General features: G+C 66.7%; 14 protein-coding genes. 5 read left to right on the top strand and 9 right to left on the bottom strand.

The window, feature by feature from the left end:
• Positions 1-7 precede the first annotated feature (7 nt).
• Positions 8-841 (top strand): SAM-dependent methyltransferase, encoded by an 834-nt coding sequence (locus tag ACS8Y6_RS00890; RefSeq protein WP_440848660.1) that lies wholly within the window; start codon positions 8-10, stop codon positions 839-841.
• 133 nt (positions 842-974) lie between these two features.
• Complete coding sequence (locus ACS8Y6_RS00885; RefSeq protein ID WP_440848661.1) at positions 975-1,745, top strand: SDR family NAD(P)-dependent oxidoreductase; 771 nt, start codon at positions 975-977, stop codon at positions 1,743-1,745.
• Between the two features lie 65 nt (positions 1,746-1,810).
• Here the strand turns inward: ACS8Y6_RS00885 and ACS8Y6_RS00880 are convergent, their stop codons facing one another.
• Positions 1,811-2,242: an RrF2 family transcriptional regulator gene (locus tag ACS8Y6_RS00880; RefSeq protein WP_440848662.1), complete on the bottom strand. Its 432-nt coding sequence runs from the start codon at positions 2,240-2,242 to the stop codon at positions 1,811-1,813.
• A gap of 87 nt (positions 2,243-2,329) precedes the next feature.
• Between ACS8Y6_RS00880 and hmpA the strand changes: the two genes are divergently transcribed.
• Positions 2,330-3,556 (top strand): NO-inducible flavohemoprotein, encoded by a 1,227-nt coding sequence (gene hmpA, locus ACS8Y6_RS00875; RefSeq protein WP_440854820.1) that lies wholly within the window; start codon positions 2,330-2,332, stop codon positions 3,554-3,556.
• Between the two features lie 93 nt (positions 3,557-3,649).
• Here hmpA and lipA read toward each other — a convergent pair whose 3' ends face one another.
• Positions 3,650-4,645, bottom strand: a complete 996-nt coding sequence (gene lipA / locus ACS8Y6_RS00870; protein WP_440854819.1) for a lipoyl synthase — start codon at positions 4,643-4,645, stop codon at positions 3,650-3,652.
• A gap of 152 nt (positions 4,646-4,797) precedes the next feature.
• Between lipA and ACS8Y6_RS00865 the strand changes: the two genes are divergently transcribed.
• A complete protein-coding gene (locus ACS8Y6_RS00865) occupies positions 4,798-5,892 on the top strand; it encodes a DUF5924 family protein (protein ID WP_440848665.1) in 1,095 nt (364 codons plus the stop codon).
• Between the two features lie 20 nt (positions 5,893-5,912).
• Here ACS8Y6_RS00865 and ACS8Y6_RS00860 read toward each other — a convergent pair whose 3' ends face one another.
• Together ACS8Y6_RS00860 and ACS8Y6_RS00855 are read right to left on the bottom strand one after the other, a co-directional pair.
• On the bottom strand, positions 5,913-8,090 hold the full coding sequence (locus ACS8Y6_RS00860; RefSeq protein WP_440854818.1) for an acetyl-CoA hydrolase/transferase C-terminal domain-containing protein: 2,178 nt from the start codon (positions 8,088-8,090) through the stop codon (positions 5,913-5,915).
• 7 nt (positions 8,091-8,097) lie between these two features.
• Positions 8,098-9,018, bottom strand: coding sequence for a lipid kinase (locus ACS8Y6_RS00855; RefSeq protein ID WP_440848667.1), 921 nt, complete (start codon positions 9,016-9,018; stop codon positions 8,098-8,100).
• A gap of 157 nt (positions 9,019-9,175) precedes the next feature.
• Between ACS8Y6_RS00855 and ACS8Y6_RS00850 the strand changes: the two genes are divergently transcribed.
• Complete coding sequence (locus tag ACS8Y6_RS00850) at positions 9,176-9,733, top strand: YIP1 family protein (protein WP_440854817.1); 558 nt, start codon at positions 9,176-9,178, stop codon at positions 9,731-9,733.
• A 121-nt stretch (positions 9,734-9,854) separates the two neighbouring features.
• Here the strand turns inward: ACS8Y6_RS00850 and ACS8Y6_RS00845 are convergent, their stop codons facing one another.
• Genes ACS8Y6_RS00845 through cydD form a run of 5 tightly spaced genes read right to left on the bottom strand, consistent with a single transcriptional unit; the run spans position 9,855 to position 16,337 of the window.
• Positions 9,855-10,043, bottom strand: coding sequence for a hypothetical protein (locus ACS8Y6_RS00845; protein WP_424822102.1), 189 nt, complete (start codon positions 10,041-10,043; stop codon positions 9,855-9,857).
• A gap of 9 nt (positions 10,044-10,052) precedes the next feature.
• Complete coding sequence (cydB, locus tag ACS8Y6_RS00840) at positions 10,053-11,186, bottom strand: cytochrome d ubiquinol oxidase subunit II (protein ID WP_440848669.1); 1,134 nt, start codon at positions 11,184-11,186, stop codon at positions 10,053-10,055.
• Positions 11,187-11,189: 3 nt separating this feature from the next.
• A complete protein-coding gene (locus tag ACS8Y6_RS00835) occupies positions 11,190-12,776 on the bottom strand; it encodes a cytochrome ubiquinol oxidase subunit I (RefSeq protein ID WP_440848670.1) in 1,587 nt (528 codons plus the stop codon).
• A 44-nt stretch (positions 12,777-12,820) separates the two neighbouring features.
• Positions 12,821-14,599, bottom strand: coding sequence for a thiol reductant ABC exporter subunit CydC (gene cydC / locus ACS8Y6_RS00830; RefSeq protein ID WP_440854816.1), 1,779 nt, complete (start codon positions 14,597-14,599; stop codon positions 12,821-12,823).
• Positions 14,592-16,337, bottom strand: coding sequence for a thiol reductant ABC exporter subunit CydD (gene cydD / locus ACS8Y6_RS00825; protein ID WP_440848672.1), 1,746 nt, complete (start codon positions 16,335-16,337; stop codon positions 14,592-14,594). The genes cydC and cydD overlap by 8 nt, the downstream gene beginning before the upstream one ends.
• Between the last annotated feature and the right edge of the window lie 166 nt (positions 16,338-16,503).

The following is a 16,503-nucleotide window of genomic DNA, read 5'->3' as shown; positions in this document are numbered from 1 at the left end:
GGAACCGATGAGCGAGTATTCCGAGGCGGTCAGGACCGCCCAGAACTACTACAACAGCGACGACGCCGATAATTTCTACTCCAGCCTCTGGGGCGGCGAGGATATCCACATCGGCCTGTACCAGTCCGACGACGAGCCGGTCACCGAGGCCAGCCATCGCACCGTCGCCCGCATGGCCGAGTTGGTGGCCGACAAGCTCGGCCCGGATGCCCGGGTGTTGGATATCGGTGGCGGCTATGGCGGGTCGGCCCGCTATATTGCCGGGAAATACGGCGCCGAGGTCGTGTCGCTGAACCTGTCCGAGGTCCAGAACGAGCGCGGTCGCCGGCAGACCGCCGAACGCGGCCTGGACGACAAGGTCACCATCGTCGACGGCAATTTCGAGAATGTTCCCTTTGATGCCGACCGCTTCGATGTGGTCTGGTCGCAGGATGCGATCCTGCATTCCGGCAATCGGCCGCGCGTGCTCGACGAGGTCGTGCGCGTATTGAAGCCGGGCGGCGTGTTCGTATTCACCGACCCGATGTCGGCCGACGGCGTGGCAGCCGAGGTCCTGCAGCCGGTGCTTGACCGCATTCAGCTGGAGACCATGGGCTCGCCCGGCTTCTACCGCGAACAGCTGACGCGGCGCGGTCTGACCGAGCGCACCTTCGAGGACCACACCGAGCAGGTCCCGCGCCACTATGACCGGATCCACCGTGAACTCGACGCCCGCCGCGGCGAGCTCGACGGCCGGATATCCGAGACCTATATCGCCAACATGAAGAAAGGCCTGCAGCACTGGGTGGACGCCGGATCGGCCGGCCGGCTGGCCTGGGGCATCATGGTGTTCGACAACTGACCGAACGCTACCCTGCCGTAGCGTAGCGGCCCGGACTTGGGTTGTGACGCACAACGCGTCATAGTCGCGGTCACTGGCTTCAAGGCGCCGCCCGGCCCAGCCGGCGGCGCTTTTTTATCGAAAGGATGGATCCATGACTGAACGATTTTCCGGCAAGACCGTGGTCGTCACCGGCGCCGGCTCGGGTATCGGCGCCGCCACCGCCAGGCGATTCGCTGCCGAGGGCGCCAACGTGGTGCTCGTGGGGCGCACCCGCGAAAAACTCGAGGCCCTGTTCGGCGATGTCGCGGACAAGAACACGCTGATGATCCATGCCGCCGACGTCTCCGATGCCGATCAGGTCGACGCGCTGTTCAAGGCCGTCATCGATCGATTCGGCCGCCTGGATGTGCTGGTCAACAACGCCGGCGTGGCCTCGGGCGGTCCGATCTCCGAGGTCTCCGACGACGACTGGAAAAAAGTGATGTCGATCAACGTCGACGGCGTATTCCACTGCACGCGCGCCGCCATGCCGCATCTGTCAAAGACCGGCGGCTCCATCGTCAACACGTCGTCGGTGTCGGGCCTGGGCGGCGACTGGTCGTTTGCCACCTACAACACCAGCAAGGGCGCGGTGAGCAACTTCACCCGTGCGGTGGCACTGGACTACGTCAATACCGGCGTGCGCGTGAACGCGGTCTGCCCGAGCCTGACCCGCTCCGAGCTCACCGACGACATGTTCGAAAAAGACGACCTGATGGCGAAGTTCGCCGAGCGTATTCCCATGGGTCGCGGTGCCGAGGCCGAGGAAGTCGGCGACGTGATCGTGTTCCTGGCCAGCGACGATGCCCGTTTCATCAACGGCGTGAACCTGCCGGTCGACGGCGGCCTGTCGGCCTCCAACGGGCAGCCGCCGCTGGCCTGATCCCGGCGCCAGACCGTCACACCCCGGCCCGCCTCGGCGCGCCGGGTTTTTTTGCTTTTTTCGGGTCAGGGATGCCCGAGCAACGCCGACAGCTCCGCCCGGTTGGAGACCAGGCGATCCAGCGTATAACCGTCCAGCACCGCCAGAAACGCCTGCTGCGCCGCCCCCAGCACGTGCTTGAGACCGCAAACCGGATCGATGGGGCAGGTCGAATCCGGCCCGAAGCACTCCAGCAGTCGCAGATTCTCGGTCTGGCGCACCAGGGTGCCGATATTGATGCTCTCAACCGGTACGGCCAGCAACAGCCCGCCCCCGCGCCCCCGATAGCTGTGGATATAGCCGAGCTGCACCAGCGTCTGTGCCACCTTGGCCACGTGATGGCTCGATATGGCATAGCGAGCCGCGACCTCCTGGACACGAGCCGGCTCGGTGGCATCGCGCACGCCGAGATAGATCAGCAGGCGCAGCGCGTAATCCGTATGGGTGGTCAGTTGCATGGGCGGAATCTTGACTCTGAATCGGCAGAATATATACTCATTTAAATTGGTATATCACATGCTTTTTTAAACCCAGGAGAGCCCTCCATGCTCACAGCGCAGCAGACCGCCGCGATCAAGGCAACCGTCCCGCTTCTCAACGAACACGGTGAAACGCTGGCCCGCACCATGTACGCGCGGATGTTCAGTCACAATCCCGAGGTCAAGGCCTATTTCAACCCGGCCCACCAGCTCTCCGGCCGCCAGCAGAAAGCCTTGTCGAACGCGGTCTGTGCCTATGCCCAGCACATCGACAACCCGTCGGCCCTGGCCGATGCGGTCGAATTGATCGCGCAAAAGCATGCCTCGCTGGGAATCGCACCGGAACACTACCCGATCGTGGGCGAGAATCTCCTGGCCGCCGTCCGCGAGGTACTGGGCGAGGCCGCCACCGACGAAGTCATCGATGCATGGGCCGCCGCCTACGGCCAACTGGCCGATATCTTCATCGAGCGCGAGCGCCAGATCTACGCCGAGCAGGCGGCCCGCGACGGCTGGTCCGGCTTCAGGCGGTTCGTCGTCACGCGCCGCGAACCGGCCGCCGACAATATCGTGTCGCTGTATCTGGAACCGGTCGACGGCCAGTCGCTGGCGGCACATCGCCCGGGGCAATACGTGGCCATCCAGACCGAATTGCCCGACGGCGACAGCGCGCTGCGCAACTACAGCCTGTCGAACGCACCGGGCACGCCGTACTATCGGATCAGCATCAAACGCGAGGACGCCCCGGCGGCGAACGCGCCCAACGGCAAATTCTCGAACTACGCGCACGACCAACTGGCCGTCGGCGACCATGTTCGGCTCAGCCCGCCCTGCGGTGAATTTACCCTGCAGGCGGACGACGCCTCACGACCGCTGGTACTGCTGGCCGGCGGGGTCGGCATCACGCCGCTGTTGTCGATGCTGCATGCCGCCGTGGAAACCGACCCCAAGCGCGACATCGTGCTCGTACAGGCCGTGCGTGAACGCCGACTGCGCCCGTTCAGCGACGAAATCGACGCGCTCGCCGCCGCACACGACAACCTGCGCATCCATGTCCGCTACAGCGAGCCGGCGGCCGATGATCCGACGGATAGCGACGACGCGAGCCGCGGCCTGATCGACCACGCCCTGCTCGATGCGCTGGTCGGTGATCGGCCGGCCGATTACTACTTCTGCGGCCCCAAGCCGATGCTGGCCCTGATGCGGCGACTCCTGGACCAGCGCCGGGTGCCGGATTCGGCGATGCACTATGAGTTCTTCGGTCCGGCCGACGGCCTCGACCAAGCCGCCTGAGCGTCTATGTCACAGAGCGACCGGCGGCACGGCCGGTCGCTGCGGCATCGGCGGCATCGGGCTCGGGGCCGCGGGGACAAGCGCATAGGGCGCTCAGGCTGTTTCCTCCAGCCCGGCGTTGTTCTGGTCGAACACCCGATCGGCGCGATAGGAGCTGCGCACCAGCGGCCCGGAGACCACTTCCATGAAACCGCGCGCCAGGCCCCATTGCCGATATTTCCTGAAGTCGTCCGGCGGGACATAGCGATCGATCGGCAGGTGATTGACGGTCGGGCGCAGGTACTGGCCGAAGGTGACGATGTCGACGCCGATGGCGGCCAGATCGTCCAGCGTTTCGGCGATTTCGTCCTCGGTCTCGCCCAGACCGAGCATCACGGACGTCTTGGTCAGCACATCCGGATTATGCTTTTTCGCATGCGCGAGGACGTCCAGCGTCTGTTGGTAGCCGGCACGCGCGTCGCGCACGACATGCGTCAGACGCTTGACGGTCTCCACGTTCTGGGCGAACACCTCGAGCCCTGAATCGACCACGGTCTCGACATGGGCTTCGACGCCGCGGAAATCCGGGGCCAGCGCTTCCACCCGTGTTTCCGGCGTACGGCGCTTGATCGCCTTCACGCAGTCGGCATAATGCTGCGCGCCGCCGTCGGCCAGGTCGTCGCGATCGACCGAGGTGAGCACGATATAGTTCAGGCCCATGATCTCGACCGAGTCGGCACAGTGCTCCGGCTCGTCGGCATCCAGCCAGCCATGCGGATTGCCGGTGTCCACCGCGCAGAACTTGCAGGCGCGGGTACAGGTATCGCCCATGATCATGATGGTGGCGGTGCCGTGGGTCCAGCATTCGCCGATGTTCGGACACATCGACTCCTCGCACACCGTGGCCAGCTTGTGCTGGCGCACATTGTCCTTGACCCTGGCGTACTCGCCGCCGGAGGGCAGGCGCGCGCGCAGCCAGTCCGGCTTGCGCCCGATCGGCACCGCGGCCGCCTTCTTGGAGGCCTTCATGCCGTTCTTGATGGCGCGCGTGCCGTTGGGTTTGCTCACCTTGGTCCCGGTGACCACGGGAATGCCCTTGAACTCGCTCATATCCTCGATCCGGTCTGGCGGTTATCGATCGGCCGATCATGATAACACTCACCGATTCGGCCCATGCGCGTGTCGCGTAAGTCGTTGCCGCCGCGCGCCGCTGCTATGATGACGCGTTGATTTCGCCGCCCGCCGACGAGCCCTCGCCGCCCGTGTCGCGTTCCGATTCCGCGCTTGCAACCACCGTCCCGGCGAGCCGCACCGATCAGCTGATCGCGCGCGTAATGAACAGCCGCGCCGGGCAGCTGGCCTATCGGTTCCGACGCCTGGTACCCGTGGCGTCGTTCGCGATCGGCCTGGGCAGCTATTTTCTCATCCAGCGCCAAAACGCCCTGGCCCAGTGGCTGACCGCCCTCATGCTGCTGGGCTGGCTGGCGCTGCTGTTCGAAGGTCTGTTGTGTCGCGTTCTGGCCCGCTTCGTCGGCGAGCGTGTACCGCAGATCCTGGTGCGCTATGCCGCCCAGGTGCTGCACCAGGAAACGCTGTTCTTCGTCCTGCCGTTTTTCCTGACCACCACCACCTGGCAGTCGGCGCAATGCGTATTCACCGGGCTGATCGTCATCGCCGCCGTGGCCTCGGCGATCGATCCGCTGTATTACGACGTCATCGCGCGCCGGCGCTGGCTGTTTCTCGGCTACCACGCCTTCACGCTGTTCGCGGCCATCCTGGCCGGCGGGCCGATCATTCTGTCCCTGACCACGGGCAACTCCATCGCGCTCGCCTCCGCGGTGATGGGGGTCTGCGCCCTGCCCAGTTTCAACGATGTGCTGCGGGCCCGGCACTGGTCGCGCTGGTTCGTACTCGCCGGCCTGTCGGTCGCGCTCGGCGGCGGCGCCTGGATGGCACGTTTCTGGATCCCGCCGGCCACGCTCAACGCCAAGCACATGGCCATCACCACCCGGATGGACACCGCCAATCGACAACCCGGACCGGACCGGCATCATTTCACCGTAGCCCAACTGCGGGCCAACGGCCTGTATGCGTTCTCGGCGATCAAGGCGCCGCGCGGTCTGCACCAGAAGGTGCTGCATGTGTGGTCGCATGACGGCAAGGTGGTGAGCCGGATCCCGCTGCATATCCGCGGCGGCACACGCAACAACGGTTTCCGGACCTGGAGCCACAAGACCTCGCTCGGCCCGAACCCCGCCGGCCACTGGCGGGTCGCCGTGGTCACCGACGACGGCCAGCTGATCGGCGCGGAACGCTTCACCGTCGGTCCGGCCCGCGGCAACGGCCCGGGCGATTGAAGCGCGTGTCGCGATCGGCCTCAGTGGCCGTCGATGGCACCGGATTCAAGCAGCGCCATCGTCACCAGGCGGGCCTGCCAGCGCTCGCGCCAATCCCTGGGCCGATCCAGATCCATCCGCTCGAGATACGGGACGGCCGCCGCATGCGCGCGACCCAGCCTGGGCGCGTTGCGGGCCACCACGGCGACGAGCCGGGCCGGCGGGGCCGAGCGCAACGAGCGCAGCGCGCCGATCAGCGCCCGCTCGATATCGGTGAAATCGCAGCCATAGGGATATTGGGGAAAGCCGCCTTCGCGGCGATCCGGGGCCAGCCAGTCATGCACGGCCGCCGGCATGTTGGCCCGGGCCGCCGCGGGGATGCGATAACGCGGCGATAGCTTGCCGGCGGCCACCGCGGCCGCGCGCAGTTCGTCCTGGAAACGGGCGTCGGCGATTTCGATCAGGGCGATGGCGACGTCTTCGTCGGTCTTGCCGCGCAGGTCGGCCACGCCGTACTCGGTGGCCACGATGTCGCGCAGGTGGCGCGGGATGGTGTTGTAGCCGTAGCGTGCCACGATGTTGGATTCGGGCCCGCTCGCCCCCGACCGCACCGCGCGTACGCAGACAATCGAACGCGCGCCCGCCAGTTCGTGCGCCTGCGCCACGAAATTGTATTGCCCGCCCACGCCGGACAGGACCTGCCCCGACTCGAGGCCGTCGGACGCCACCGCGCCGTCCAGCGAAGCCTTGAGCGCGGTGTTGATAAAGCGCGCGTCGGTGCGCTGGGCGCGCTTGAGCGCCTCGTGGCCGTACAGCTGATTGATCTCGCCGACGCTGGTCATGTGGAAACGCTCGCGCGTGTCGGCGTCGAGATCGCGCAGGCGTTGATAGAAGTCGTTCGGCCCGAGAAAGAAACCGCCGTGGACCAGCGTCGCCCCGGCCAGATGCGTGCCCAGACAACGCGCCTCGATCTCGCTCCGGGCGTCGCGATCAGCCAGATTCGCCGCGATCGGCGGCTCGTGGTCGCCAGCGGACAGGTGCCGGTCCAGCCACACCACCCCGGCATGAAACACGCCGATGGACTTCAGATACGCGACATCATCCGCGCTGAGCTGGCCATCGATCGCGCCGGCATCCTGCAACGCGGTGAGCGTGCGCGGACCGACGGCCTCGTCGATGGCGCCAGCGTTGAGCAGGGTCTGGACGGTCAGGTCGTCGTAGACCGCGCGCTTGATCACCCCGGCGCGATGCAGCTGCAGATAGGCATCCACCAGCATTTCGGTACAGCCATAGAGCCCGCGCTCGAACACGCCCCGACCGGCATGGCGATCGACCAGGACGTGTTCGGCGGCGGTCGCCGGCATGCGCCCGATCAGCCGGCGAAAGCGGGCATTGTCGTTGTGGCGCAGCGCCAGGCAATAGGCGATGGCATCGGACAGACTGCCGATGCCGATCTGTAGCGTACCGCCGTCGGCCACCAGCGCCGCCACGCGTGCGGCAATGGCGTAATCGGCGTCGGGCACGGGCGCGGCCGGCGCGCCGAACGGCTTGAAGTCGGCGGCAGGGCCCTCGAACAATGCATCCATCCGGCGGCTGGACACCAGCGCGCTGCGGGTCATGGTCGGCAACCGGCGGTTGACCTGGCCGACGATCAGCGGCGCGGTGCCGGCCTCGCGCATGCGCTCGACGACCGGCATCAGATCCAGCGTGACATCGGTGTTGCACGACAACGAGATTTCGTCATCGCGAATGCCGGGCGCGACCATCTGCATAAGGACGTTCACCCCGGCATCGAGCAGATCGCGCGCCGCGTGGGTGTAGTTCACCGAGCGATAATGGCGCTGGGCATAGGTGTTGCCGAGCATGGCGCCGGGCTGGAAGAAAAACTCCGATACGGTAACGTTGGCCGGCAGCGCGCCGCGCTTGAGATCGCGCAGATAATCCAGCCCCGGATAGTCGCCGAACACGCGCTCGACGATCGGCCCCATCAACCGGCGTTCGAGATCGCCGGACGGCTCGGGCACATCCAGTGAAAGCGCCGTGATGAAGGTCAGATCAATGGCCGGGTCGGCACAGGCGCGCCGATACAGCGCGTTCATGAGTGTCGCGGCCTTGCCCAGCCCCAACGGCGCACCCACACACAGCCTGCGACCGACGCGCCCGATCAGCCAGTCGACCAGCGCCTCGGCATCGGTGAATCGTTCGGGCGCACGCGTCACCGGACACCTACGCGGCCGAGGCCGGCTTGGCGCGACCGTAACGATCAATGTACGCACGCGGCACCTTGACGGTCAGCACCCGCGGCCACACCCGGAAGGTCGCGGGCGTGGCCGTGAGAATCTCGCCATCGGTGTTGATAGCCATCGGCTGCTCGGTGTGAATCTCGAACGCCGTGCTCTCGAACAGCTGCACGCCCTGCATGGCCTTGTGCGGCCCGCGCACCAGCCCCGGCAGCATCGCGATCAGCGAGGGCAGCGGCTGCGGCTTGAGGCTATACAGATCAAGCCGGCCATCGTCGAGCGCGGCGTCGCTGGCCACCGCCAGCCCTCCGCCGAAATAGCGCCCGTTGCCGACGGCAATCTGAATCGATTCGAGATGTTCACTGCGCCCCTCGAAACGGACTTCGGCCCGAAAGGCTTCGGTATCCCGCACCGCGGAGAAAACATTGGTGGCGTAGCCGAGAGAACCCAGCCATTTCTTGGCCGTATCGGAGCGGTACTCACAAGCCCGCACGGCCAGACCGATACTGGCGACGTTGAGGAAATAGACGTCGTTGCACTGGCCCAGATCGATGCCATGATCGATGCCGTCGACCACGTTGTCGCAGGCTGCGGCCAGATCGGTGGGTATCAATAGCGTCCGGGCGAAATCGTTGGCGGTGCCGAGTGGCAGCACGGCCATCGGCTTGCCGCAGTCCAGCATCGCCTTCGACGCCAGATTGAGCGTCCCGTCACCGCCGCCGAGCACCACCACATCGACATCCCCCGCCTGGCGGTGGATGGCGGCCGGCACGTGGTCCGGCCGGTCGAAGCGGGCCTCGACGACGTCGACGTCGCGCGCGGCCAGGTGTTCGACCGCAGCCCGCGCATTGGCCTCGCCCTGGCGCGATTCGCGGTTGATGAGCAATAGAGCGCGCAGGCTGGTCACCCTGATCGAAACATGTGCTGCTAGCGTAAGCGGCTGTCGCGGACAGGGCAATCGAGAATTGCCGCGGCCGGGGCGACCCGCGGTCACGCGGGCCGGCTGGTCTTCACCGACGGTTTGCGCCACGCTGTGACGCGTTCACGCAAACCAAGATCATCACATGAGTGGATTCATTGAACGCATGGTCGGCGCCGCCAGGCTTGAGGTGCCGATCTACGAGGAAGTCGAACATGACAGCGCGGCCACCGGGCAGGCCGCCGGTGTCGTTATCCTGGCCTCGATCGCGGCCGGCATCGGCGCGCTCGGCCACGCCGGTTTCGGCGGCCTGATCCTGGCGCTGGTGGGGGCGCTGCTGGGCTGGGTGATCTGGGCGGTGATCGTCTGGTTCGTCGGCACCAAGGTGCTGCCGCAGGCCCAGACCGAGGCCGATATCGGCCAACTGTTGCGCACCATGGGCTTCGCCGCCTCACCCGGCCTGTTGCGCCTGTTCGAGATCGTGCCGGTGCTCGGCGGCCTGGTCGCGCTGGTGGTTTCGATCTGGATGCTGGTCGCCATGATCGTCGCGGTACGCCAGGCACTCGACTACGACAACACCTGGCGCGCGATCGGCGTAGTGGTGATCGGCTGGGTCATCCAGCTGCTGATCGCCTGGCTGATCGGCGGCGCGGCCATCTACGGCATGGGCGGCCCGCCCGCCGGCGGCGGTGGCGCGGTCTGAGCGCAGGCACAACGGACAAAAAAACGCCGGGCGGTCGCCCGGCGTTCTCCCGCTCCCTTTTTGGGGCCCGCCAAGGTTTTGCCCCACGCCTCGGCAGCCCCTCTGCCTCTCCCCTCTCGTTTTACTCGAGCGGCTCGTCCTCATAGCGCGCATCGAGCATGACCGTGCCGGCCACGGCAATCAGGATGATCATGACCGTGCCCAGCACCCAGGCCAGGTACCAGGCGCCGCGCTCGCCCAGCACGATGGCCAGGAACAGGGCGACAAAGGCCACGAGCAACCAGAAGATGAGTTGCAATACGGTTTTCATGACGCTCTCCTAGTAGGCGTGGTCGTCGTTTTCTATCGAGGCCGGTGTGACCTTGCCCCGCATCACGTAAAACGCCCAGCTGGTGTAGACGAGGATGATCGGCACGAAGATCAGCGTGAACACCAGCATCCAGCCCAGCGTGCCGGCACTGGATGACGCATCCCAGACCGTCAGGCTCTGGCTCGGGTTGCTCGACGACGGCATGAGAAACGGGAACATGGCCGCGCCCACGGTGCCGATGGTCGCCGCCCAGGCGACGGCCCCCGCCCACCAGGCGACGATCGCCGCGCCGCGGCGCGCGGCAACAACGCCCGCCACGATCGCGACATAAACCAGCCCCGGGATCGCCCACAGCGCCGGCACGGCGCCGTAGTTATGCAGCCAGGCGCCGGCTTCGCGAACCACCGTCTTGTTCAACGGCAACGCGGCCCCACCCGGATCGGCGCCCGCGGTGATCACATAGCCGTGTATGAATGCGACCCAGACGCCGCCGATGGTGAACAGCACCAGCGCGGCCGGGCCGCTGACCGTGGCCAGGCGCATCGCACGCTCACGGATCACGCCTTCGCCGCGGCCCATGATCATGGTCGATCCCTGATACAGCGCCAGCGCCAGCGACACCAGCCCGCACAGAATCGCGAACGGATTGAACAGCGTGATGAAGCTGCCGGTGTAGTACGACACCATGTCCCAGGAAAAGTGGAAGGGCACGCCCTCGAGCATGTTGCCCATGGCCGCGCCGAACACGATCATCGGCACCGCGCCGGAGATGAACAATGTCCAGTCCCACAGATTGCGCCAGCCCATGCTGGGCATCTTGCTGCGGTACTCGAAGCCGAGCGGCCGCACGATCATCGCCCACAGCAGCAGCAGCATGACCACATACAAGCCGGAAAACGCGGTGGCATAGATCGTCGGCCAGGCCGCGAACACCGCGCCGCCGCCCAGGATGAACCACACCTGGTTGCCGTCCCAGTGCGGGGCGATCATGTTGATCGCCGCACGCCGCTCGCCATCGGTGCGCCCGAAATAGCGCAGTGCCGCCCCGACGCCCATGTCCATGCCCACCATCACGGCCAGGCCGATCAGCAGGACGCCGAGCAGCGCCCACCAGATCAATTTGAGTACAACATACGCATCCATGATTTATGCCTCGCTCCACTGCGACATGCGGGGTGGGGTGGCCGGCTCAGTCTGGCCATGGCCGTCGTCGGGATCGTCCGGCCCGAGCCGGATGTACTTCACCATCAGGAACATCTCGATGACGATGAAGATCGAATACAGCAGCACGAAGCCGGTCAGCGAGAAGATCATGTAGCCGACCGAATGGGTCGAGGCCGAGACCCAGGTCGGCAGCTGCTCGTAGACCGTCCAGGGCTGGCGTCCGAGCTCCGCGACCAGCCAGCCCGCCTCGTTGGCGATGAAGGGGACCGGGATCATCCAGGGTGCGACCTTGAGGAACCAGCGCTTGTCGGCGATCGTGCCGCGCAGCGAATAATTCACCGCCAGGATCAGGAAGGCCAGCATCAAGAACGCGGCGGCCACCATGATCCGGAAGCTCCAGAACACGGGCGCCACCGGCGGGATGGCGTCACGCGCGGCTTTTTCGATCTGGGCATCGGTGGCATGGGCGACGTTCGGCGCGTAGCGCTGGACCAGCCGGGCATAGCCGAGATCGTCCTTGTGCGCATTGAACCGGGCGCGGGCGGCCGCGTCGTTCGGGTGCTCACGCAGGGTCTTGAGCGCCACCAGCCCGGGGATGCCGTTGCGAATACGCTGCGCGGCCTGTTTTTCCAGATCGTCCACGCCGGGGATCGATTTGCTGAAGCTGTGTGTGACCAGCGGCGTGAGCAGATACGGAATCTGCAGCTCGAACTCGTTTTTCTGTGCCGCCTGGTTGGGCCAGGCGATCACGTTGAAGCCCGCCGGTGCCGGCGCGGTCTTCCACAGCCCTTCCATCGCCGCCAGCTTGGTCGGCTGGTCCTCGCCGTTGATGAAGCCGAGCGCATCGCCCAGGCAGATCACCGCGATACTGGCGAAAATACCGAACAGGGCCGCCATCCGGAACGAGCGCTTGGCCAGCTCGATGTGGCGCTTGCGCAGCATGTAGAAGGCACTGATGCCCAGCACGAACATCGCCGCGGTCAGATAGCCGGCGATGCTGGTGTGCACGAACTTGGCCTGGGCGTCCGGGTTGAACACCAGATTGGTGAAGCTGGTCAACTCCATGCGCATGGTGGCGGGGTTGAACGTGGACCCCACCGGCGACTGCATGTAGCCGTTGGCAATCAGAATCCACAGCGCCGACAGGTTCGAGCCGAGTGCGACCATGTAGGTCACCAGCAGATGCTTGCCGCGCGACAGCTTGCCCCAGCCGAACAGCATCAACCCGACCATCGTGGATTCGAGGAAGAACGCCATCAGGCCCTCGATGGCCAGCGGCGCGCCGAAGATATCGCCCACGAAGTGCGAATAGGTTGACCAGTTGGTGCCGAACTGGAACTCCATGGTCAGCCCGGTGGCCACGCCGAGCGCGAAGTTGATCGCGAACAGCTTGCTCCAGAAGTGTGTCATCTGGCGGTAGATCGAGCGACCGGTGATGACATACACCGTCTCGATGGCCGCCAGCAGCATGCTCAGCCCGAGGGTGAGCGGCACGAATATGAAGTGGTAGAGCACGGTGGCAGCAAACTGCCAGCGCGATAGGTCGACAACAGTATCCAGGGAGTGCATCGGTCACGTCTCCGATCAAGGCGGCCCGGCCAGACAGCGGCCGTTCAGGGCAAGGTTAAAAGGGTCCCGGCGGCGGGTCGTTGATCTGAATCAAGGCGATAACCCGGACGGGTCAGACGACGATATTCGGCACAGGTCTCGGCCAGATCGCCCGGCGCGCCGTCGCCCACGACCCGCCCGCGATCGAGCACGATCACGCGCTCGCAGTGGGCCACCCATTCCGGCTGATGCGACACCACAATCAGCGTCCGGCCGGACAGGCGGGCGGCGGCCGCGGACCACAGCCGCGCGCCGGTGGCGCCGTCCAGCCCTTCGCCGGGCTCGTCCATGATCACCACCGGGGCGTCGCGCAGCAGCGCGCGGGCGATACCGATACGGCGGATCTGGCCGCCGGACAGGCGCAGTCCTTCCTCGCCGACCAGCGTGGCGTAGCCTTCGGGCAACGCCATGATTTCGTCATGAATGGCGGCGGCCCTCGCGGCGGCGATGATCGCGTTTTCGTCGGCGTCCGGGTCGCCCACGGCGATGTTGTCGGTCACCGTGGCGTGGAACAGGTAGATACGTTGCGGCACCAGCGCGATCGCGGCCCGAAGATCGGCGCTGCGATACGCCGTCACGGGGGCGCCGCCCCAAGTCACTTGACCCCGCTCGGGCAGCGTCATCCGGGTCAGCAAATGCACCAGGCTGCTCTTGCCCGCCCCGCTGGCGCCGACGATCGCGACGCGCTCACCGGGTGCGATCGAAAGCGATACATCAGCCAGTGCCCAGGGTGTATCCGGCGCGTGGCGGACGAAGACATGCCCGAACACCAAACGGTGATCGACCGGCGCCGGCCGCGGCGTCTCGGGTTCGACGATGGCCGGACGCAGCGACTCGAAGGCGCGCAGCCGGCGGGTTACGGCCTGGAGCTGGCCCAGCGCCTGCCAGGCCGCGGGCATCTGGGTCACGGCCTCGACGCTCGCCAGCACCAGCAGCACGACCGGCGCGAAATCGATCGGCGCCGCCGCGCCGGTACGAATCGCCGGCACGATCAGCCCGATCGAGGCCAGTACCGCCGCATTGATCAACAGCAGCATGCCGGCCTGGCCGAGCCCGGTAAGGCGCGAAAGACGCGCCTGGCTGTCCAGATGGGCCGCGGTCAACGCGGCGACCTTGCATTCACGCGCGGCGAAGGCGTCGAACACCACCAATTCGCCCAGACCTTCGACCATGTCCACGAGCTGGGCCTTGAGCCGGGCGGCGATCGCCACCGACTGCGCCCCCGGCGCGCGCCCGGCGCGTGCCACCCACCACGGCAACAGCCCCCCGGCCATCAGCAGCAGCGCCAGGTTGGCCAGGGCCACCGCCACGCTGTACCAGGCCCAGACCGCGACCGCCCCCGCCACACAGACCACGCCCACGGTCACCGGCAGAATCAACTGCAGATAGACCGCGCTCAGCGTGTCGATATCGGCCCGCACGCGGGCCAGCAGATCGCCGCTGCGCAGGCCGGACAACTGATGCGCCGACAACGGCTCGACCTGGCGGTAGAACCACACCCGCAGGCCAGTCAGCAGCTTCAACGTGGCGTCGTGGGTGACCAGCCGTTCCAGATAACGTCCGCCGGTGCGCGCGATCGCCAGGCCGCGGATGGCCGCGGCCGGCGTGAAGTAATTCATGTCGGCGGCGGCCAGCCCGGCCGCCGCCATGCTGGCAATGAACCAGCCGGAAACGGCCAGCAACGCCATGTTGGAGGCGACCGTGACAATGCCGAGCACGACGCCGAGCGCAAACGCCCCGCGATACGGCCGGGCGAGTTGCAGCCACCAGCGCAGATCACTCATGCCGGCCCTCCGCGAGCATGGCGGCATACCGCCCGCCGGCCGCCACCAGCGCCTCATGGTGGCCGGTCTCGACCACCCGGCCGGCATCCAGCACCACGATGTGATCGGCCTCGCGGACGGTGGCCAGACGATGCGCGATGACCACCAGGCTGCGATCCGCGCCCAGCTCGCCGAGCGCCGCCGTCAGCGCCTGTTCGTTGGGGGCGTCCAGATGCGCGCTGGCTTCGTCGACCACCACGAAGGGTGCGGCGGCCGCGAACGCCCGGGCGATGGCCAGCCGCTGGGCTTCGCCGCCGGACAAGCGCACCCCGCGTTCGCCGATCGGCGTATCGAGACCGTCCGGCAGCGCGGCCACGAACGCCCGCGCCTGGGCACGCTCCAGTGCCTGCCACAGGACATCGTCCGGCACCTCGATCGCGCCGAGCGTGAGGTTGTCGCGCACGTTGCCATGGAACAACCGCGGCTGCTGGGGTACCCAGGCACACCAACGCCGCCAGTAGTCGGGGGCCAACGTCGCGCGATCGATGCCATCCACCGTGACGCGGCCGGTTGTCGGCGCGAGCAGCCCCATGAGCACCAGTGCCAGCGTGCTCTTGCCCGCCGCCGAGGCGCCGACGATGGCCACCGTCTCGCCCGGCGCGATCGACAGATCCACACCGGTCAGCGCCTGGGTGCCGTCCGGGTAGGCGTACGACACCGCATCGAGCACGACAGCCGGCGCGCGCCCGGCCACCAGCCCGTCGCAACGGCTGCCCGGATTCGCATCGACGGGGGCATCCAGCAGGGCGACGATCCCCTCGGCGGCGCCGATGGCTTCCATGCGCGCGTGGTAGACCGTGCCCATGTTGCGCAGCGGCAGATAGAACTCGGGCGCCAGCAGCAGCACCAGGAAACCGGAGGTGAAGCCGATATCGCCCCAGAGCAGACGAAACCCGATCAATACCGCCACCATGGCGATGCTGACCGTGGCCAGGAATTCGAGTACCAGCGACGACACGAACGCCAGCCGCAGCACGCGCATCGTGGCCAGGCGGTATTCATCCGACAGCTTCGCGATCAGCCGGGCTTCGCGCGCACCGAGATTGAATAGCTTGAGCGTGGTCAGCCCCTGCAACGCGTCCAGGAAATGCCCCGACAACACCCCCATGCGCCGCCACTGGCGCTGGTTGAGCTTTTCGGCGCCGCGCCCGATGAAAATCATGAATACCGGGATCAGCGGCGCGGTCACCACCAGGATCAGCCCGGAGATCCAGTCGATGGGCGCGATCACGGCAAGAATCGCCAACGGCACCAGCGCGGCCAGCGCGCTCTGCGGCAGATAGCGGGCATAGTAGGCTTCCAGTGCCTCGACCCCGTCGCTGAGCGTGTTGACCAGATCGCCGGTGGCCTGGCTGCGCTGCCAGACGATGCCGCGCCCGGCCAGCCGGGCCACCAGCCGGGCCCGGATCTCGGTCTTGATGGCACGCCCGGCGGCAAAGGCGGCCTGTTGCGCCAAATAGACCAGCCCGGCCCGCACCAGCACGATCGCGGCCAGCCCGGCCAGCAGCCACACCAGCGCGGGCAATGCCGCGCCGTCGAAAATCACCGCATTGGCCAGATGCGCCAGCACGCTCGCCTGAACGATCAGCAGCAGGCCGCCGGCCAGGCCGAGGCCGACCGTGATCGCGACCGGGCGACGGATATGCGCCCGGTTGGATTTCAACCAGACAAGCGTGGGCGTGGCAGCGGAATGGCTCATCATGCGGTGCGGCCGAGCCGCCGATCGAAGCAGACGGGGGCCACACTAATCGGTCACCCGATCAACAGCGTTGATCTGGATCAATCATCAATCTGACGCGCACAACATGATGGTGGACTGGACACCTCCGATCCGAACGAATTTTTGGGTACAGTGATGGGCTATC

Origin of the sequence: Salinisphaera sp. RV14 (genome assembly GCF_052044135.1) — a bacterium.
GTDB lineage: Bacteria > Pseudomonadota > Gammaproteobacteria > Nevskiales > Salinisphaeraceae > Salinisphaera.
This window is presented reverse-complemented; position numbering and strand designations above follow the sequence as displayed.